General features: G+C 45.3%; 18 protein-coding genes. All 18 read right to left on the bottom strand.

Annotated elements, in window-relative coordinates; genetic code table 11:
* Window positions 1–44: 44 nt before the first annotated feature.
* Window positions 45–749 carry a signal peptidase I gene (lepB, locus tag ACLWOR_RS10835; protein WP_413940724.1) on the bottom strand — a complete coding sequence of 235 codons (705 nt, stop codon included), beginning with the start codon at window positions 747–749 and terminating at the stop codon, window positions 45–47.
* Window positions 750–1,547, bottom strand: coding sequence for a signal peptidase I (gene lepB / locus ACLWOR_RS10830; RefSeq protein ID WP_413940723.1), 798 nt, complete (start codon window positions 1,545–1,547; stop codon window positions 750–752).
* 21 nt (window positions 1,548–1,568) lie between these two features.
* Window positions 1,569–3,368 (bottom strand): translation elongation factor 4, encoded by a 1,800-nt coding sequence (gene lepA / locus ACLWOR_RS10825; RefSeq protein ID WP_413940722.1) that lies wholly within the window; start codon window positions 3,366–3,368, stop codon window positions 1,569–1,571.
* An 89-nt stretch (window positions 3,369–3,457) separates the two neighbouring features.
* A complete protein-coding gene (gene metK, locus ACLWOR_RS10820) occupies window positions 3,458–4,621 on the bottom strand; it encodes a methionine adenosyltransferase (protein WP_413940721.1) in 1,164 nt (387 codons plus the stop codon).
* Between the two features lie 175 nt (window positions 4,622–4,796).
* Window positions 4,797–5,147, bottom strand: a complete 351-nt coding sequence (hpf, locus tag ACLWOR_RS10815) for a ribosome hibernation-promoting factor, HPF/YfiA family (protein ID WP_413940720.1) — start codon at window positions 5,145–5,147, stop codon at window positions 4,797–4,799.
* 159 nt (window positions 5,148–5,306) lie between these two features.
* On the bottom strand, window positions 5,307–5,882 hold the full coding sequence (locus ACLWOR_RS10810) for a 5'-nucleosidase (protein WP_413940719.1): 576 nt from the start codon (window positions 5,880–5,882) through the stop codon (window positions 5,307–5,309).
* A 69-nt stretch (window positions 5,883–5,951) separates the two neighbouring features.
* The gene (gene rpoN / locus ACLWOR_RS10805; RefSeq protein WP_413940718.1) at window positions 5,952–7,385 is read right to left on the bottom strand and encodes an RNA polymerase factor sigma-54; all 1,434 of its coding nucleotides are present in this window, start codon (window positions 7,383–7,385) and stop codon (window positions 5,952–5,954) included.
* 12 nt (window positions 7,386–7,397) lie between these two features.
* The gene (gene lptB, locus ACLWOR_RS10800) at window positions 7,398–8,120 is read right to left on the bottom strand and encodes an LPS export ABC transporter ATP-binding protein (RefSeq protein WP_413940717.1); all 723 of its coding nucleotides are present in this window, start codon (window positions 8,118–8,120) and stop codon (window positions 7,398–7,400) included.
* Window positions 8,117–9,091, bottom strand: a complete 975-nt coding sequence (gene lptC, locus ACLWOR_RS10795) for an LPS export ABC transporter periplasmic protein LptC (protein ID WP_413940716.1) — start codon at window positions 9,089–9,091, stop codon at window positions 8,117–8,119. The genes lptB and lptC overlap by 4 nt, the downstream gene beginning before the upstream one ends.
* A gap of 57 nt (window positions 9,092–9,148) precedes the next feature.
* Window positions 9,149–9,739 (bottom strand): ExbD/TolR family protein, encoded by a 591-nt coding sequence (locus tag ACLWOR_RS10790; RefSeq protein WP_413940715.1) that lies wholly within the window; start codon window positions 9,737–9,739, stop codon window positions 9,149–9,151.
* Window positions 9,739–10,212: an ExbD/TolR family protein gene (locus tag ACLWOR_RS10785; protein ID WP_413940714.1), complete on the bottom strand. Its 474-nt coding sequence runs from the start codon at window positions 10,210–10,212 to the stop codon at window positions 9,739–9,741. Before ACLWOR_RS10785 ends, ACLWOR_RS10790 begins: the two co-directional genes overlap by 1 nt.
* Window positions 10,213–10,254: 42 nt before the next feature.
* Window positions 10,255–10,944 (bottom strand): MotA/TolQ/ExbB proton channel family protein, encoded by a 690-nt coding sequence (locus ACLWOR_RS10780; protein WP_413940713.1) that lies wholly within the window; start codon window positions 10,942–10,944, stop codon window positions 10,255–10,257.
* A 38-nt stretch (window positions 10,945–10,982) separates the two neighbouring features.
* A complete protein-coding gene (locus ACLWOR_RS10775; RefSeq protein ID WP_413940712.1) occupies window positions 10,983–13,097 on the bottom strand; it encodes an AgmX/PglI C-terminal domain-containing protein in 2,115 nt (704 codons plus the stop codon).
* 47 nt (window positions 13,098–13,144) lie between these two features.
* Window positions 13,145–13,447, bottom strand: a complete 303-nt coding sequence (locus tag ACLWOR_RS10770; RefSeq protein WP_413940711.1) for a hypothetical protein — start codon at window positions 13,445–13,447, stop codon at window positions 13,145–13,147.
* 16 nt (window positions 13,448–13,463) lie between these two features.
* Window positions 13,464–14,345 (bottom strand): tetratricopeptide repeat protein, encoded by an 882-nt coding sequence (locus ACLWOR_RS10765; RefSeq protein WP_413940710.1) that lies wholly within the window; start codon window positions 14,343–14,345, stop codon window positions 13,464–13,466.
* Window positions 14,345–17,596, bottom strand: a complete 3,252-nt coding sequence (locus ACLWOR_RS10760) for a tetratricopeptide repeat protein (RefSeq protein ID WP_413940709.1) — start codon at window positions 17,594–17,596, stop codon at window positions 14,345–14,347. The genes ACLWOR_RS10765 and ACLWOR_RS10760 overlap by 1 nt, the downstream gene beginning before the upstream one ends.
* Before the next feature lie 3 nt (window positions 17,597–17,599).
* Complete coding sequence (locus tag ACLWOR_RS10755) at window positions 17,600–19,168, bottom strand: tetratricopeptide repeat protein (RefSeq protein WP_413940708.1); 1,569 nt, start codon at window positions 19,166–19,168, stop codon at window positions 17,600–17,602.
* On the bottom strand, window positions 19,165–19,962 hold the full coding sequence (locus ACLWOR_RS10750; protein WP_413940707.1) for an outer membrane beta-barrel domain-containing protein: 798 nt from the start codon (window positions 19,960–19,962) through the stop codon (window positions 19,165–19,167). Before ACLWOR_RS10750 ends, ACLWOR_RS10755 begins: the two co-directional genes overlap by 4 nt.
* Between the last annotated feature and the right edge of the window lie 3 nt (window positions 19,963–19,965).

Here is a 19,965-nt window from a genome sequence, read left to right as displayed (position 1 = left end):
TGAGAAAAATGAGGCTTCATCCAAGCAGGAAGCTGGACTACGGACTAATTCACCTTATGAAACAAACGATTCCAACGGATTTGAGTCGGGTCACAAACAAACGTCATTGTCGGCAAAGTCGAGTCACAAGAAAGCCAGACCATCCACGCGCGACCTACCAAATAGTCTTCTTTAACAAATCCCCAGTAGCGAGAGTCACTGGATTGATCACGGTTATCACCCATGAAGAAGTAATGACCTGCAGGAACTTTGAAGGTTTCAGGAGTAGAGCCATCCTCTTGCGACAAAAAGCGAACCGTGTGAGCTTCTGATTTATTCTTTTCCTCAAAATAAACAAAACCCGGCTCTTGCTCAGGCTTTTGCTCAGGTGTTAGTTCCCACTTCTCTCCGTTTACAGAAATACGGCCATTCTGAACTTGTACTTCATCACCCGGAAGGCCGATCAAACGCTTGATATAATAGACGTCGGGATTTTCGGGATATTTAAAAACGACGACCTGCCCACGCTCTGGTTGATTCCACTTCACCAACCATTTATCCGAAAAAGGCACATGCAAGCCGTAAGAAAATTTTCGAACCAGGATATGATCATGAACCAGTAAGTTTGGGATCATACTCCCCGAGGGAATGACGAAAGGCTCAATAAGTGCCCAGCGTAAACCCATCACCAGCAAAATGGGAAAAAGGAACGTTAGAATCGCCTGATTCCACGTTCCTTTTAAATTTTCGCTGGGTTGATTTTCTGTCATTTAGTTTACTGGATGGAAGAAGCGTCCCCAACGAAGCGTCAGAGGATTACACAAGAATGGAAGAGCCGGAATCGTCTCTTCACACGAAAGCCATACGAACATCGCACGACCCAAAATGTTTTGTTTTGGTAGGAATCCCCACACACGGCTGTCCGAAGAGTTCATGCGGTTATCTCCCATCACGAACAGCATTCCTTCAGGCACTGTCACCGGACCATAAGTTTCAAAGACTTCGCCTTTTCTTAACAAGATGGCGTGGTCTTTACCTTCGCCGCCTTGATTTGACGGAGGAAGTGCTTCGGTGAACTCTGTGTAGTTATCTTTGCCATCATTGATATTGCCGTCGCGTTGAAAATCCGCGTCGCGCAACCAATTGAAATCGTCCATGTTAGCCGGAACTTTCTTTTCAACCGGTTTATCGTTCACGAACAAAGTTCCGTTTTCGTAGTAAATCTTGTCGCCCGATTCACCAACGATACGTTTGATAAAGAACGTCGACATATCTTTGGGATATTTGAAGACGATCACTTCACCGCGTTTTGGTTCGCTAAATTTCACCATCCAGTTTTCGCTGAAGGGAACACGCAAACCGTAAGTCAATTTATTGACGAAGATATGATCGTAGATCAAGAGCGAAGGAAGCATTGAGCCTGACGGAATCACGTAAGCTTCAACAAAGCCCCAACGGATGAACAAAGCAATAAACACAGCAAGGAAAAGAGATCCCCAACCTTCGCTCCAGAAATGCTTCGTACGGAAGTCCCAACTTTTGATGTTTTTATCTTTGTTGTCTGCCATGTTGTTACCTCTTCTCGTTCTCTAGTCTTCAACTTTCAAGATTGCCAAGAAGGCTTCCTGAGGCACATCGACTGTTCCGATTTGCTTCATGCGCTTCTTACCTTCTTTTTGACGCTCTAGAAGTTTACGCTTACGTGAAATATCACCACCATAACACTTCGCGGTCACGTCTTTTTTCAGAGCGCCTTGAGTCTCACGAGCGATGATCTTAGATCCGATAGCGGCTTGGATCGCGATCTGGAATTGCTGACGAGGAATGAGTTCTTTCATCTTTTCCGTCAAAGCACGGCCGCGCGTTTGCGCTTTCGATCTATGAATAATCAAAGACAAAGCATCCACCGGCTCACCATTGATCAAAATATCTAGTTTTACTAGATCTGACTCTTCAAAATCCAAGAATTCGTATTCCAAAGAAGCATAACCTTTGGAAATCGATTTCAAACGGTCATAGAAATCCATCACCATTTCATTCATCGGAAGTTTGTATTCGATGATGACTTTTTTCTCCGTCACGTAATCCATCTTTTGCTGGATACCGCGCTTGTCTTCACAAAGCTTCAGGATACTGCCGATATATTCAGTCGGCGTATGCACTGTTACTTTTACGAATGGCTCTTCGTATTTTTCAATCTCAGTTTCTTTCGGCATCATGGATGGGTTTTCTAGGAACATCTGAGTGCCGTCAGTTTTTGTAATACGATAAACAACCGTTGGCGCTGTCGTGATCAAATCAAGATTGAACTCACGCTCCAAACGTTCTTGTACGATTTCCATGTGCAAAAGACCCAAGAAACCGCAACGGTAACCAAAGCCCAAGGCCGCTGACTTTTCGATCTCAAAAGTCAAAGAGGAGTCATTCAAACAAAGCTTGTCGAGAGCGTCTTTTAAGTTCTCGTATTCAGAAGCCACAACCGGGAAGATGCCGGCGAAAACCATCGGCTTGATTTTTTGGAAACCTGCAAGAGGTTCGGCCGCTGGCTTTTTCGCCGACGTCACAGTGTCACCCACTTGAACGTCACGGATGTCTTTAATACCGCAGATGATAAAGCCCACTTCTCCCGCTTCAAGAGCGTCGACCATCAATGGGAATGGCTTGTATTTACCCATGCGCAGAACTTCGTATTCACGATCTGTCGCCATGAATTTGATTTTGTCGCCTTTTTTAATCACACCATCAACAGCACGAACCAAAACGACAACACCTTGGTAAGCATCAAACCAAGAGTCGAAAATAAGAGCTCTTGGAGTTAGAGAGCGATCCGCCTTTGGTGGTGGAACTTTTTGAACGATGGCTTCCAGAATATCAGTGATACCGATTTTTTCTTTCGCTGATGCATGGATAATGTCCGTGCAATCAAGGCCCACAGTTTCTTCGATTTGTTTTGCAACACCTTCTGGATCTGCAGAAGGAAGGTCGATTTTATTGAGAACAGGAATGATCTCAAGGTTGTTTTCAAGAGCCAAGTAAACGTTGGCAAGAGTTTGTGCTTCCACCCCTTGAGCCGCATCAACAACCAAGATCGCGCCTTCACAGGCAGCAAGAGAACGAGATACTTCGTAAGAGAAATCCACGTGCCCCGGTGTATCGATCAAATTGATTTGATACATGTTGCCGTCTTTGGATTTGAAATCAAGACACACAGTTTGTGCTTTGATCGTGATCCCACGTTCACGCTCAAGTTCCATGTTATCAAGGAATTGATCTTTCTTTTCACGATCGGAAAGAGCTCCAGTTGCAGTTAGCAATCCATCGGCCAAAGTTGATTTACCGTGGTCGATATGCGCGATGATCGAGAAATTTCTTATAAACTTGGGATCCATGATTTCCTTCCGATAACGGCGTATTTTCCTAAAAAAAACGCCGAGTTGCTAGAGACAACTCGGCGTGTAGTATTGATATGAAATCGCTCTTAAGACAAGGATTTTACAGCGTCTTTGAGTTGTTCCACTTTATTGAGTTTTTCCCATGTGAAAGACTCTTCAGTGCGACCGAAGTGGCCGTATGCCGAAGTTGGGCTGTAGATTGGTCTCAATAGGTCGAAATCCTTCGTAATGCGAGCTGGGCGCAGGTCCCAAACCTTACGAACTGCTTTTTCCATGATTTCAGAGTCTACTTTACCTGTGCCGTAGTCGTTTACAGTGATAGAAACCGGCTCAGCAACACCAATTGCGTATGCAACTTGGATCAAGCACTTGTCAGCAAGGCCTGCACCCACGATGTTCTTCGCAATATGACGAGCTGCGTAAGCTGCAGAACGGTCCACTTTAGAAGGATCTTTACCAGAGAATGCGCCACCGCCGTGAGCACCGTGACCACCATAAGTGTCCACGATAATTTTGCGGCCCGTCAAACCAGCATCACCCATTGGACCACCTGTTACGAAACGGCCTGTTGGATTGATATAGAATTTTGTTTTGCTGTCGATCCATTGAGCTGGGATTGATTTTTTGATCAATTCTTCAGTGATAAAACCAACGATTTCAGAGTTCGATACGTTGTCAGCATGTTGAGTGGAAATAACGATCGCGTCGATACGCTTAGCAACACCATTTTCATACTGAACAGTGACTTGAGATTTAGCATCTGGGCGCAACCAGTTTACTTTGTTTGCTTTGCGAAGAGTTGCGAGGTCTTTCACCAGTTTGTGAGACATAGAGATAGAAAGAGGCATCAACTCTGGAGTTTCGTTAACTGCATAACCGAACATCAAACCTTGGTCACCAGCGCCTTGGTCGTCAGAAAGAGTTTCTTTCACACCTTGAGCGATATCTGGAGATTGTTGACCAACTGCTACCATCACGGCGCAAGTTTTGTAGTCAAAACCCTTGTCAGAGTGGTCGTAACCAATGCGTTTGACAACGTCACGAGCGATTTCAGAGATGTTTACTTTCGCAGAAGTTGTGATCTCGCCACCAACAACAACAAGACCTGTCGTTAGCATAGTTTCACAGGCAACGCGGCCCTTTGGGTCTTGAGCTAAGATAGCATCCAAAACACCGTCAGAGATTTGGTCCGCCATTTTATCCGGATGGCCTTCAGAAACAGACTCACTAGTAAAAAGAAAGTTTTTCACTTCAAGTTCCTTGTATGGAAATGGTTATTTGCAATATGTGCTGAGGGGACCCTATCAAATGTGAAATTGAGGGTCAATGCTGATGCAGAGGGGCAGCGGTAGGCGGACGTTCGGAAAAGCAAAAGGGTGGTCCTCACCACCCTTTTGATCTTAATTAACTCTGGTATGAATACTCCTATGCGGCTTTTCTGAAGCGTGTCGCGTATTCTAGGCGACCTTCTTTGGTGAGCTCTGGCCTCTTGTGGTTCTTAAGCTGCTTGGAAACCTTTAAGAATTGCTTCTCAAGCTTATCCACCACTGAATCCACCGCCGTATAGATGTCGTTGTTATAGGCCGTCGCCTTGAAATACTTTTCTCGGGTGTTCACCGAGATCTCAACGCAGAATTCATTCTTTTGTTTACTGAAGTACACGTTGCCGTACCCTTCCTTTAAAAGAAATTGCCCCACCTCTTGCATACGCTGTTCTGTGTAATCGACAAGCGAGTCTGAGTGGTCAAGATGTTTAAAGGTGCAGTTGAGTTTCATGGGTTTCTCCTTGTTTCAGGACCCCTTTCTCGGGTCCAGTGTTTTTCTTATCGGCCCACCCCGACCAAAGATGAGCTCTATTTTGAGACCCACGGAGAAATAGTTTCGGTTAATATTTGAGTGAAAAAAATTTGGACAGCCGTTCTCAATATAGAACGGCTATTTTACGAGTATCTTGCGGTAGTATTCGATTAGCTTATGGGCACCAGAAATTAAATTTGCTTCCCAATCCTTATGAGCATCGGAATTGGCCCCGTCGGTGATGTATTTCAGAGAGATAAACTGCACTCCTAAACGACGACAGACCTTGGCAATCGCGTACCCTTCCATATCAACAAGGTCACAAGGCACAGCGGTCTTGCCCGTTTCAAAGTTGTCCCCAGTTCCACACACTCCTTTGGGAAGTTCGGGGAAATAAGGGATCAATTCGATGGCGCCCGGAAGTGGATCAAAAGGAGTTTCCCCACGCGCAAAACCCAGTGGCGTTATATCCATATCTCGCTGAACAAAACTTGAAACTTCGACCAACTCATGAGTTTTAAATTTCGAACTGCCAGCAGTTCCCAGGTTCAAGATCACTTTGCATTTAGTTTTATGAATAATATCAGTCGCAACCATCGCCGCATTCACTTTGCCGATCCCAGTATAGTGAACAGTGAAGTTTTCTTTTTCAAAAAGCCCTTGGGACTCGCCCGGTAAGGCCATTAGCAAAGCAAGGTCATTCGTATTAAACATACGCGCAGTCTAATCATGAAATTGAAAGCAGGTAAAATAAAAAAAGCCTCCGAGTGGAGGCTTTTGAGTTTAGAAATACTTCTTACGCTGAGAGCTTGGAAGAATTTTAAGCATATCGCGGTATTTTGCCACTGTACGACGTGCGATTTGGATGCCGTCGACCTTCAACATATCCACGATTTTTTGGTCGGAAAGAGGATTTTTTGGATCTTCTTTTGCAACCAAATCTTTGATTTTTAGCTTCACCGACTCACTCGCCAGTGCATCACCGTCTGACGAACTGATGCCTGAGTTGAAGAAGTATTTAAGCTCGTAAATACCTTGCGGTGTATGCATGTACTTCGCAGTCGTCACACGGCTGACCGTGGATTCATGCATACCGATATCATTCGCCACATCTCTGAGAACCATCGGTTTTAAGTGCTCCGGTCCTTTTTCAAAAAACTCGCGCTGATGTTTCACGATTGATTCAGAAACTTTGTAGATCGTTCTTTGTCTTTGGTGGATGGATTTAATCAACCAAACAGCCGAACGAAGTTTCTCTTGAATATAATCTTGGGTTTTATCGCCAGTGGTTTTGCCACCTTTGAGCATGTTTTTATAGAAATTCGAAATCTTCAAACGCGGAAGACCATCTTCATTCAATGAAACAACATAGTCCTCACCGACTTTGTAGACATAAACGTCTGGAGTCACATAGTGAGTGTCGCTGCTAACAAAAGCACGACCCGGATAGGGGGCCATTGCGTAAATGATTTTACAAATCTCGATGATATCTTCAACGTCACGACCCAAAGCTTTAGCGATTGCTTCGTAGTTTTTCTTTTCAAGATCTTTCAAATGATTGTTAATCAAATTCACAAGGTCATGCGTATCTTCTTCCAAGTGTTTAGCTTGGATCAATAGACATTCTTTGAGATTTCTTGCACCCACACCTGGCGGGTCGAATTCGTGAATCAATGTCAGCGTGTCTTCAAGAAGACCGAGGTCAATTTTTTCTTCTTCGGCGATTTGCTCAAGAGGAACTTTGATATAACCATCGTCATCGATATAACCGATCAATGCATCAGCCGCTTGTTCCTCTTCCCCGGAGAAACCTGTCATTTTCACTTGCCAGTAAAGGTGATCATGCAAAGTTTGAGACGCCGTGATGACGTTCTCATAGTTCATGATCTCTTCAGAACCCGCCATTCCTGATTGAGGAGGCTTTTGATTGGCTTCGATATAGGATTCCCACTCAAACTCATCTTGCTTTTGTGGATCTTGAGAAACTTGGTCTTGGCCGCCTTCGCCACCTTCAACCTCAGATGCAGCTTCTTTGGTACGCTGAAGGTCGTCTTCTTTAAGAACTTCTGCTTCTTCGAGGATAGGATTTTCTTCAAGCTCCGAACGAACCGCAGACTCCAATTCCATACGAGACATTTGCAGCAATTTGATTGCTTGCTGTAGTTGCGGTGTGATGACCAGAGACTGACTCAGGTTCATCGTCTGTCGAAGAGCCATGAAAGTCCTTTCTTAAAGCTTGAAGTGCTCGCCCAAATAAAACTTACGCGCCAACTCGGAATTCGCGATTTCGTCTGAACTTCCGCTGACCTGGATTTTCCCATCCTTCAGAATATAAGCATAATCGCAAATACCTAAAGTCTCACGCACGTTATGATCGGTGATCAGAACTCCTATACCTTTGGCCTTAAGGTCACGGATGATATTTTGAATATCCGCGACCGCAATCGGGTCAATCCCCGCAAAAGGCTCATCCAGAAGAAGAAATTTAGGTTCACCTGCTAAAGCGCGAGCGATTTCAACCCTTCGTCTCTCACCACCCGATAGAGCATATCCATAGCTGTCGCGGATATGGTCCACGTGGAAATCTGCTATCAACTGCTCCAAACGCTCCGCGCGTTGTGCTCCCGAATAACCGTGGGCTTCAAGTGCAACGGTGATATTTTCAGCCACCGTGAGCTTGCGGAAAATACTTGGTTCCTGCGCGAGATAACTTAACCCAACACGTGCTCGACGGTACATCGGCAAGGACGTGATATTTGTTTCATCAATATTGATGACGCCTGCATCGGGCTGGACCAGGCCAACCACCATGTAAAACGAAGTCGTTTTACCAGCTCCGTTGGGACCCAAAAGACCCACAACTTGACCTGATTCCACAGAGAATGAAGCTCCATCAACGACTTTGCGTTTTTTAAAGCTTTTAGAAATGTCTTTGATGGTGAGCATGCTCATTCGTCTTTTTTCTCCATCTTGGCTCGGACTTTTTCTACCTTAACCTTTTTTCCGCCTTCGAGAAAGATGATTTCCTCGCCGCTGAGTTCGTCATTATTTTGAATGACCTTAGGTTTGCCCTTGAAAGTATATTTATCGGCAAGAAGGTCTAGGTTCACACTCTCGGAGGTGGCATATTTATCCATGTCGCTGACTTTTACGCCGCCCCTAACGTTGACCGCCTTTAACATTTCGCCTGCGCCGTAAAGGAAAGAGGCTTCCGGCCCTTCCAATTTCATCCCGTCATAGCTCATACGAACTGCCCCCAGAAATTTAGCTTCGCGATTTTTTCCGCTAAACTCTGCTCCGTCAGATGAAACTTCGACCACTTTGCCTTCTTGCATCGGTTTTTGCGCTGTAACTGTTCCTTCGATCACCATTTTGGATTGATCGACATGAACAACCATGCGGCTGCCTTTAAGGAACATGCCTGCCCCCGCTTTGTCGCGAGGACCCGCCATCACAACTTGTTCGGGACTGCGGATTTGACGATTTTTTGAAGAGTAATAAATCGAAGGCGTTTTAAATGAGTACCCGTTTTCAGAACGAGTCACCACGTTGCCAACGATATTGATGTCTTTTAATTTTTGATCAATCGTGCCCGTATCACCCGTCACCGTGAATTCAACTTTTTCTTTATTGTAGAAAAGCACCTTTACGGTTTTTAGACGCCAAGTGCCCTCAGCCTGACTTCCGGTTGCAGAGTTCGCAAATAGCTCCCAGTCACGCTGTCCTGATTGGCTTTCCACCAAATGCACGCCTTGCATAGACTGACTGCCTTGGGGCGCTTGCTCACCGGTTTGTGCCGCGTTTTGCGCAGCTTCTTTTTCTTGTTCTTCTTGGTGCTCGAGCTTATTGGGGAAAATAATAAGAATCTCTACAAATAGAAATACCAGCAGGCCAATAAATAAAAGATTCTTAAGTTTCGTCATAAATTACAAAGGCTCCTGGGTTAAATACAGGAGCCTTTGTATAGTTGTAATAGATTTTTAGTTTGAAGTCGACTCTTGAGGTGATTTAGTCACTGCAAAATTAATTTCGCCAGCGCCAGCCTCAGTCACGGTGTAAAGAACTTTCTTTACAGTCAGGAAATCCACGTCTTTATCGGACTGGATGGTAACTTTACTCCATGCATTTTGTTCTTCAGTGGACTCACCTTTTGTTGTTTCCACAGCGTCACGGATCTTGTTTTGCAACTTGCTTTCCGCTTCAGCTTTGGATTTCAAAAGAGCTGCAGACAACTCTTCCTTCAACTTCGTGATTTCCCACTCTTCTGTCCCTTTTACGTCCTCAAACGTTGCCACAACGTCTTTATCAAGAAGGATTTCCTTACTTGAGATCGTCACCACGTGAGAAGGTTTTAGCTCCTTAACACTGCTGGCTTTTGGCAAAACGACTTCTTTAGGAATATAAAGAATTTCGCCCGTCGTATTGTAGTTCTGCAAAAGGAAGATCACAAGAACCGTGAACATGTCGACCATCGCCGTCAATGAAAGCAATGCCGTTACGTCACGTTTCCCTTTTCTTTTACTTAAAATATTATGATAACGATGGCGCTCGCCAGGTCTTTGAATAGCCATTATTGCGGTGCTCCTGTTGCGACGGAAATCGCAGAGAATCCCGTCGTCAATAAATTATCCATCGCTTTGATCAATTGCTCGTATGGAATCACGTCTGCAACCGTCACAACTGCATCCACTTTTTCTGGGTACAACTGTTTTACACGTTGAAGTTGTGCAACCAAACCCGCTTCGTCAAAGGCCTCATTCTGACGAGGAAGACTGATAACTTGTCTTCCTACCGTCAAAACATAGCCGGCTTCCTTCACGTCAACCTTCAAAACCACGTCCGCATTCGGAGGAGGAGTCGGACTTGGCTGACTTTCGTTCTTTTTACCGTAAAGGGAACTACCAATCTGGATCATAGAAACCTGTGTCCAGACCGCAGTAATCAAAAGAAACGTAATGAGAACCGACATCAAGTCGATGAACGGAACGAGATTTAACTCGATATTTCTCTTTCGTCCCTTGGATTCGCCTTCTATATGAGCCATTTGAAAACCTCAATGATTCAACAATTACTAGTGATGAAAAAATTAATCTTTAAGTTTATCTCTGTTTGAAACTACAAGATTCAAAAGTGACATGCTTGTCTCAACCATTTCGTTCTCTGTTTTTTGGATACGATGTTGGAACAAACCGTAAGCAACGATTGAAATGATCGCCACCAAAAGACCGAATGCCGTACAGTTCAGGGCATGCGAGATACCTTTTGAAAGTTCCAAAGCTTTTGTTGCAGGGTCAGCTGCAGCAACCGCACGGAAGGAACCGATCATACCGATGATAGTACCAAGAAGACCCGCAAGGACGGCAACGTTACCGAACACTGCTAGGAATGAAGTCCAACCTTCTACTTTTGGCATCTCTCTCATCACAGCTGCATCCATCGCAACTTGGATTTCTTCATCTGGACGTTTATTCATCGCCAACATCAAACCTTCTTTAACAGTGTTTGTGAGTGGCGCTGGGTGATTGTCACAATAAGAGATAGCTTGGCGAAGATCACCACCAACAACCATACGGAAGATTTGGTCAGTGAAGCTTTTCTTATCTACAGAAAGTGATTTCATTTTCACCAGACGGTCTACGATTACCCCTATAGCAAGAATCGCGATAAATGCGATAATGTACATGACGAATCCGCCCTCTGCGAAAGCTCTTTGCAAGAAATTCATGTTGTCTACTGCTGCTACTGCAGCCTCAGGTGCTGTTACTGTTGGGTTCACGGGATCTCCTCCTTAAAAAATTAAATAACTTAAAAACCTTAATTAGATTGATTCAAAACGAACGGATAAGCTTGTACTTCAGCCACGAGCCCTGGTGGAGGCTCTGGGAATGTCCAGCTTGCCAAACGATCACGGATACAGTTTTCAACTTGGCGGTTGCCCAGAGTTGAAGATTTGATCTTCACGTTTCTCGCTTGCCCACGTTCGATAATTTCCCACGACAAAACAATTTTACCTTCAAGCTTGCGTCCCTTTTCCAAGGTATTCAGAGCTCTCTCGTAACAGCTTTGAAGTTCGAATTTTTTTGCACGGATCACACGGCGGATCGCTTCTTTGTCGATAGTTCCGTCGAAAGATTCTTCGAAACCACCACCCTCGATCGCAACCGAGTTCTTAGAACCGTATCCATCGGAAGCACCGTATGCAGATTGTCCTGATCCACGACCTTTGGTTCCGACTCCCGCGATACCTTGAGTAGCAGTTCCTTTACCGCCAGCTCCGGAGTCTTTGAACTTCGATCCTAAATCGTCACCCGCACGGTCTTCATTGAAACCAGATGTTCCGGTCGCTTTATCAGCCATACCCAAAACTTCTCCGGCTCCCGTGTAAGCTTTGTCGATATTTTTACGACTTCCACCGCCACCGAAGGCACTGAACAGTCCCACTTTCGACAAGTCTTTGTTCGAAGACTGAGCATTCGCACCCGCAGTTTGGCCGGTCTTAATCGCGCCACCCTGACGAGTCGAAGTGAATTTCTTCGTACGATCTTTAGCATTTGGTTTCGGCGCCACTTCAGCTGCACGAGCTGCCGTTTCCGCTTTCTGAGAAGGCTGAGGTTTTTGACCTTTCTTCTGAGCATCCTTCGTTTGATCCGACACAACGACCTTTTTAGGAGGTGGTGGTGGCGGAGTCGCAGCGACAGGCGGCGGAGTTGGTTTCGGTGGTTCCGGTTCTGGCGGAGGAGGTGTCGGCTTTTTTGGTTCAGGTGGTTTATTGAAGATCACCTGAGCAATACGCTGAACTTCCTCTTGCTTGTTTTGATCCCAATCTTTTGGAATCGTCGCAGAGATATAAAGAGCAAGGAGTGCCACGATAATGATCGAAGCTACAACACCTGTCATCTCTGAGCTTGAAAGCATCAACGGAATCACTGGAACCACTGGAGCTGCAGGACCGAAACGGATGTAAAGAGTCATGTTTCCCTGCGGAAGAGTGACACACACCATTTCAGCTTGATCAACGCGCACATTGTATCCGGTGCCCGCTTTGACTGCTTTTCCGTTTCTCGCCAAATCATCAACGCTTTGGATACCAACAGAAGACACCATTTCAACGGCCATATCAGAAGTGGTATTGACACGCAAACCACCGCCGAGATCCATCAAGGAGTATCCCTTTGGCAAAAGTCCATCTGGCAATGCGATAGAATTTTCGTCACCCGTGTTTACACGGATGTTTTTATTACCTTTGAAATGATATGTCGTTAGAATGCGTTCTTTCCATGCGACGATCACTTCAACAACAGGTCCGTTGCCCGGCTTCAAATAAGATTTTAAATCTTTGATCTCACTTGCCGGAGCAAAAGTTTTGCTGGATTTCTTTTTCTTTGATTCAGATTTTCCAACTTTGATTTCCGGGCGTGATTTCGCAGCAGGTGCTGCTGGAGTCACGGGACGCTCTTCTACTCTTGGAGCTTCCACAGGAATAACCGGAGCCACTTTAACTTCTTCGCGCGCTTCTTCAACTGGAGGCGGGTTGAAAGTTGCAGGTGGTTCTGGCGGTAAACTTGGAATTGCCGGTGGAGCTTGTGTCACGGTTTCTTCAACAGGTGTCGCAACCATTTCCGCAGCAGGAACTGACGGTGGAGTTGTGATAACTGTTGCTCCTGGAACACCTTTCGCTTTCGGCACACCGACAAAGAACGAAAGTTTGAAAGGGCCAACGCCGATTTCATCTCCCGAACTCAAAGCTTCATCCAAAACAGCTTGGCCGTTTTTGAATGTTCCCGATTGGGAACCGAGATCACAGACATAGTGTCCGCCATCACGCAGCTCAACCATACAGTGAATTGGAGAAACTCCATCACCGCTCAGGTCTAAGTGAACCTCGCCTTCGCGACCAATTACGATCTGATCTTGATCGAATTGCTTCACGCCTACGAGCTGATTATCTTTAAATACTCTGAATATGATCGGCGATCTCAATTACCACCCCGAACTCGCTGAATATCTTCTGTTGATCGTCTCATCTCGGGCAAAAAATTTTCCCTCAACTTAATCAATCTTTTATAATTAAAATTCTTCTTTTGAAAAAGATAGAAGAGCTCTGGCTTCTGCGTACCACCTTCTACCAACTCGTCTTCGAAGTTCAATTGCGCTTTACGCTCTTTCTTCGTCGACGTTGTAGTCGTGGTCGTCGTGGTCTCTGATGACTGAGCAAATGCAGTCCCGCATGCGCTCATCACTACGAGGAGAATTGTGATTTTTCGAAGCAATCTTATCATAGACCGATCCTTTGCTCTATTTTAAACCAGCTTTTGCTTTATTTTCCAAAGCAATTATTCTATTGCGGGTGTCAGCAGGTCCCCCTACAAACTTTAGTCTGTTAATGACTTCCAATCCCTGCTGATACTTCTGACTGTGTTCCACAAGTAGGACTGCATAGTTGAACAGAACTTCTTTGTTGCTGTTCGAAGCTTTCAAAGCATCTTGATAAACTCTCTCTGCTTGGTCGTACTTGCCTGTCGCTGTTAAAGCGACTGCGTAGTTATTCAAAACACGTGGATCGCGAACACCACGACGGTATGCTGTTTCAAGAACCATCGCGCCTTTATTGTAGTCTTTTTCAGAGACATAGATCGCACCTAGGTTCGCTGCGGCTACACCATCAGATGAATTCATCTCAAGTGCCTTGCGGAACGACTTCACCGCTTCACGTCGTTCGTTTTGAGCGAGTTGAACAATACCTAAGTTAGAGTAAATCTCAGAAGTCTTACCTTGGCCGCCTAATGCTTTGGAAAGCAGATAGCGAGACAAATCAAAACGACCTTTTTTATAGTGGTACATTGCCAAAGCATTCAAAGCGCGCGGATCATTCGGCGCCTGGACCAGAATCTGTGTCGCTGCTTTATAGATAGCCTCATCGTTATCCGCCTTAACAGCGTCATTCAACTGTGAATAGTGTGACGAGCTTGGTGGTGGACGTGGAGCTTCAGGCTCTTCTGCAACAGCTTGATTGCTCGCTTTTTCTTCTCCTTCATATGAAGGCGCGTCGCTGTAGGATTGTGAGCTATCACCGCCACCACTGCCACTACCAATATCACCATATTGTGAATCTTGTGACGGCGTCGTCGAGCACGCTGTCAAACCCATCAAAATTGAAATCAGAATAAACTTTTTCATTATTGAATCCAATTCACAAGGCGAACATCAGAACCCACTTCGCCTCCGTCATAATAAGTTTTCGGATCTTGCTGATTCATGAATTCATAAGCAGAGCGGTAGGCGCTGTTATAAACTTCAAGCTCCCAACCACGATCAACAGCTGCCTTGAACGATTCTTTGGCTTTCGTGTTGAATGGTTCAGCAAATTTCGCAACACCTTCTTTGTACTGCTTGGTTTCTTCAGCATTCAAACCAGAAGGAAGCGGAGCATTTGTAATCGCATTTGCCATATTGAGGTTGGCTTCACCCAAGATACTCAAAGCACTTACGATCTCTTCTGCGCTGTCGAATTTGATCACGTCTACAAGCTGAGTCGTGAGCTTCGTCAACAATGCCACTTTTTTATCAGCTGCTTCCTTTTGTCTTTCTGGATTGCGTGGGAAGTTAATGGACTTCATCTCTTTGAAAGTCTCATTAGCTTCTTCAAGCTTGATTTTCGCAGCGTAAGTCGCACCTGGTCCTTTTTTGTTTGGAGCCAGACGTCGTTGAATAGAAACCACTTTTTGCTTCCACTCTTTTGAACGAGTGATCGCACGGACTTTTTCAGAAAGCTCTGCCACCCAATAAGCACTCTCAACAACTTTTTCTGGATCACGACCGCCAGACTCGACGTATTCCATGTAGCGGTTGATCGCAGCACCTGTTTGACCTGCTTTGCGGTGAATCGTCGCCATGCTGTAAACAACCTCGATATTGTCGCGTTGTTTTTTGTTCATTTTCGTAAACTCAGTGTAACAACGAATGGCTTCTTCGTTTCGACCCAAAGCTTCGTAAAGAATCGCCGCATTGAACATCAAGTTCGCAGAAAGAGGATCTTTTGGATTCTCTTGTGCTGTTTGTTTGTACAACTTAGCTGCTTCTTCGAACTGAGCGGAGTCTTGGTAAAGTTTTGCAACCAAACGTTTTACTTTTGGTTTCATTTTCTCGGCTTGCGGATCTTTGGAAGCAAGAACTGCTTGGTAAGAAGCAATGGCTGGTCCATTCATACCTGCGCGCTCATAGTTAACTGCGGCATTGAATGTCGCCGTAATCGCAAGTTCAGAGCGAGGATTTTGTTTCGCAAACGCTTCAAATGACTGCGCACTCTCAAGATACTTCTTCTCACCTTCAAGGTCTTGACCACGTTTGAAGGATGCTTTTTCCATCACGCCACGGATGTCCGCGCCGGCTTTGGAAGATGCGATCGAAGAAACTGCAAGAAGCTCAGCACCGACTTTTTCAAGCCCAGCGTAGTCTTTCTTCAAGTTATAGATATCAAGCAACAAGTTGGCAGAGTATTCTGCCTGTTTAGAGCTTGGGTATTTTTGCACGATATCGCGGAAGATCTTTGCGGCTTCATCAAAGTGATTGCTTTGATAGTACAAGCGACCGACACGGAATTTGATTTCCGATGCACGTTCCGTCTTAGGGAATTTCTCAACATACCATAGACCCACTTTGATAAAGCGGTCTACGCGAGGGTCCAACGGAATTGGATCCAAAGAATCACCCACAGCTTTTTGCATGTCTTTGTCTGTTGGAACGCTTCTCTCAACTGCCAAGATCAAGTTCTGAGCCGATTTATCGTAGAACTTGCTTTGCTGACCATTATCCACAACCCATTTGTATTGAAGGGCTGCATCGTCGTACTTACGCATATCGAAGAGCAACTCACCATAGTAGAAGTGCATGTCTGCTACGTTTGGAGAATTCGGGAACTCTTGCAAGTATAGGTTATAACCATCGTTCGCCAGGCTTTGAGAATGTGGCGCACGAGAATTCTGAGCCGTTTGATGTTGTTGTAAGATATAGTTACGCAATGTTGTTTCACGAAGCTTGAAGGAGTTATCCATCAACTCTTTGTTCGTGTTGTTTTGCGCATACCAAGCACCATTCGTTCCGTAATCACGAATCCAAGTGTAAAGCTCTGCCTTGAAACTGCTGGTGTTCTTGGCATAGTAATAGTTTTGAACGATTTGGTATTGATACTCGAAAGCTTTTGCAGCAGTTGGGTTCTTTTCGATCAAAACTTTAAATACGTCACGTGAAGATTCTTTATTCCCACGCGCCGAGTATTGATAAGCCAATCTTTCAAGATAAGGGCTTGTGTCACCTTCGATCAAAGAATCAAAGTACGACGCCGCTTTCGCTGGATCGCCTGCTTCTGCGTAGAAGATGACGATGTCGCGAAGTGCTTCACTTTCCAGCTTCATACGGTTGACCTTACGGCCCCCCACTGCTTCCTCAGCGGCTTCTGCACGACCTTGCTTAATGATGTACTCAAGATAGTTCATAGCTTGCTGCATTTTTCCTGTACGGAACAAGCACCATGCACCTTTGTAAAGTGCGAAGGTATGCAAACGATGTTTTTTAGTTTTGATCAAGAATGAGTATTCTTTGTAAGCGTCAGCCCACTTCTCGTTTTCGAAGTAGTACTCACCCAGAGCAAAGTGTGCTTCACCCACAAATTGAGAATTCGGGAACTGTTTCGTCAGTTGCTCGTAATACTGAGCACCCTTTTTCACATCTCCCAATTCAAAGTAGTTGTATCCCAAGAAGAAAAGGGCCTGAGCCATTTTCGGGTCACGCGGGAAATCTCTTTGGAACCATTCATACAATTGAACAGCTTTTTTGTTGTACTCACGAGCTTCGGCTACATCGAGTTTTGGTTTTACTTTCGTTTTACCGCTTTGGAAGGCGCGAAGCTTCGCATCGTACTCATCCTGGCGACGAGCATCGACCAATCCCGCTTTTTCCACGTAAACTTCCGCAAGACGGAGCCAAAGCTCGCCGCGGTTCGGGCTTGATTTAAATTGTTGTGTCAGTTTGAAAAGCTCACGGATTTGTTGGTCCAAAACCTTTTCGTATTCGAGCTGTTCTTTCGAACTTCCACCCTTTTGCATAATTTCAGAAGACGGAGGTGGTTTCACGTTATCAAGATTGACGTTCGCCACTTCAGTTTTGAATGAATAAGCTGCCGTCGGAAGACTCGTGTCTGTTTTTGACATTTGCAAACGAGCGCCACCACCACGACTCACATCGTTGGCTTGCGCAAGCAATTCACCCACGGTTTTCTTCTTCGCAGAAGTCGTTGTCGTGGTTGTTGTCGTTTTTGTCGTCTTCGTGGTCGTTTTAGCTTTCTTCGTAGCAGGACGAGCGTGGGCGATAGGACCCACACTGATCAGACTCAAAGCCAAAATACCTGAAATAAAAGGATGGTTTCTTTTCATGATCTACTCGCAGCTCTGTTTGCCAAGGTAGTGATAGTTTCCGATTTCATCGAGCCAATATTCACCTTGGAATGGATAGTATTCATAACCATTTTGGATGTAGAACTTACGGTCAACATTGTCGTCGATTTGTTCTTCACCCAAATCTTTCCCAGCGATCTTTTTCTTCAAGCTTTCTTTACGTCCGTTGATCATCTCGTAACGGATAAATCCGGCTTGTTCGTAAAGATCACGAAGCTCCACACGCATATTCATCAAGTGGGCTTTAACCATGTCGCCCACCGCATATCTTGTATTGCGGCTGCGATTTGCAACGATCTTCAATGAGTACTGACCCAGTGCTGAAGCGCGGAAAGACGCATTCGCTTCCACTCTTTCTTTCTCGCGATTCAACTTCGCAAGATAAGTCATCGAACGACGGACATCACCCTGCTCAAGGATATTACGAAGAACGATATATGGAAGACGAAGGTTCGCCTGTTTGTCGCTCTTTCTCATGTTATATGCTTTTTCAACTTCCGCAAAGTACAGGCCTGAATCGTTCGTCGACTTCATGAAGTCACCGATGTTCGCACGAACTGGACCATAAGTTTTCTCAAACAAGCTGAGGACCTTTTCCATTTCGTCGTACTTACAGATGTAAAGGTAAACGATCGCACGGAGCAAAAGACCTTCTGGCATATAGAAATCTTTGTAGTACTCAGAGTGCAAGGATTGGAAGTTACTCAAAGCGGAACGGAAGCGAGCTGCACGAAGCATCGCCCAAGACTGTTCAAACATCGCATCATGCCACATACGCGTGTCACGAGGGATTTGCGCGTAAGCCTCAATTGCTGGTTCCCACTCTTGTTTTTGATAAAGCGCGCGGGCTAGACCCATTTGTGCTGATACTTTATTGGTATCTGTCACCGGAGCCGTGCTGCGAGCATCAATCATACGTTGGAAAGTCTGGATCGCCATAGCCGGTTGATTGGCTTCAAGTTCAGACAAACCTCTGCTGTATTGAGCTTGGAAATAATAAGAACTGTTCGAACCGACTTTATCAAACAGCGCTGCTGCTTTACTAAAGTCGCGTTGGCGCAGAGTGATCTCTCCCAGACGATAGTAAATCATATCGCGAAGTTTTGGTGGGAACTCCGTTAAGTTCACGCGGGAAACAGCGTAATTCAAGATCGTATCATCGCCCAATGCATCGGCCACAATCGAAAGTCTTTCGATTGCAAGCTTGGAATATTTAGGGTGACGCATACGAATGACATCCACAAATTGAAAGGCCGCTGTTTGATAGAGTTTCAAATCCATCAACATCGTACCCAACACGTATTTAATCTGTGGACGCTCCGACGCCAATTCAGGGCGACGGCTGAGAGTGAACAAAGCATTTGCTGCCGCATCAGTTTGCCCTGCTTGCGCCATTCGAAGTGCTTTACTCAATTGAACTTTAAATGAATTTTGTGGTGGCGCAGCTTTGCGCGTAGGCGCCGCTCTTTTTACTGGCTGCTTACGTTGAGCACCGCCAATCGCCGGAACCATCAAACTTGTTGCAATAAGAAGTAGAAGTGCTTTTTTCATCGGTAAGTTGCCTCCGGGAAGAACCAGCTCATGCCAACTGTAAGGAACAAGTTGTTAAATGTACTGTTAGATCCTTCGATGTCTCGTGCGCTAAAGAAGTTCCAGCTAAAGTCCCAGCGGAATGCTGTGGCTTTCGTGAGGGCAAAGATTTGACCTGTTGCCAAGTGAAGGGTTCCGGCACTCTCGCCTGCTTGCGTTTGTGTGGAGCCGTAACCACCTGAGAAATACAAATCAAACGGGATGATACGTTGGTTGAACCAAGAAATCTTTCCGTAGATCGGGACCCACATCAAATCCAAACCGTAAAACGACTCGGGATAGACAAGGTTTTCTGTCGTGATGTTCAAATCACCGATCTCTTTTGTTGATTGACGTTCGCTTGTCGTCAAAGCGAAGTAGTTAAACTCAACACCCAAAGTTTCACTAAAGAAGTAGCTGGCTTTCAAAGCCGCACCAACTGTCATGAAGAAAGGGTCATTCGTTACTGTCGTCAAACCACCAAAGAACTGAAAGCGCTCTGTTTTTGGTAAGAAACGTTTTTGGATAACTGAGATTTCTTTAAAAGGAGCCAAAGATCCAAGACCCGAGAACTCTGACAAGGCATTGTCACGTTCAGCTGCGTCTTGATAAATCGTAGGTGCTGGTGCTGCCGCCTTAGGTACGGAACGCTCCAGCTCCATCTCGATAACTTGAAGGTCATCGGATCCAGCAGGAGTTTCCACGTCCTCTTGAGCGAACGCCCATGGCGTCGTCATCAAAATTGCGATCAGGGAGATCCATGTTGCTTTGTTCATTCT

Source organism: Bdellovibrio sp. HCB2-146 (assembly GCF_047345725.1).
Taxonomy (GTDB): domain Bacteria; phylum Bdellovibrionota; class Bdellovibrionia; order Bdellovibrionales; family Bdellovibrionaceae; genus Bdellovibrio.
This window is presented reverse-complemented; position numbering and strand designations above follow the sequence as displayed.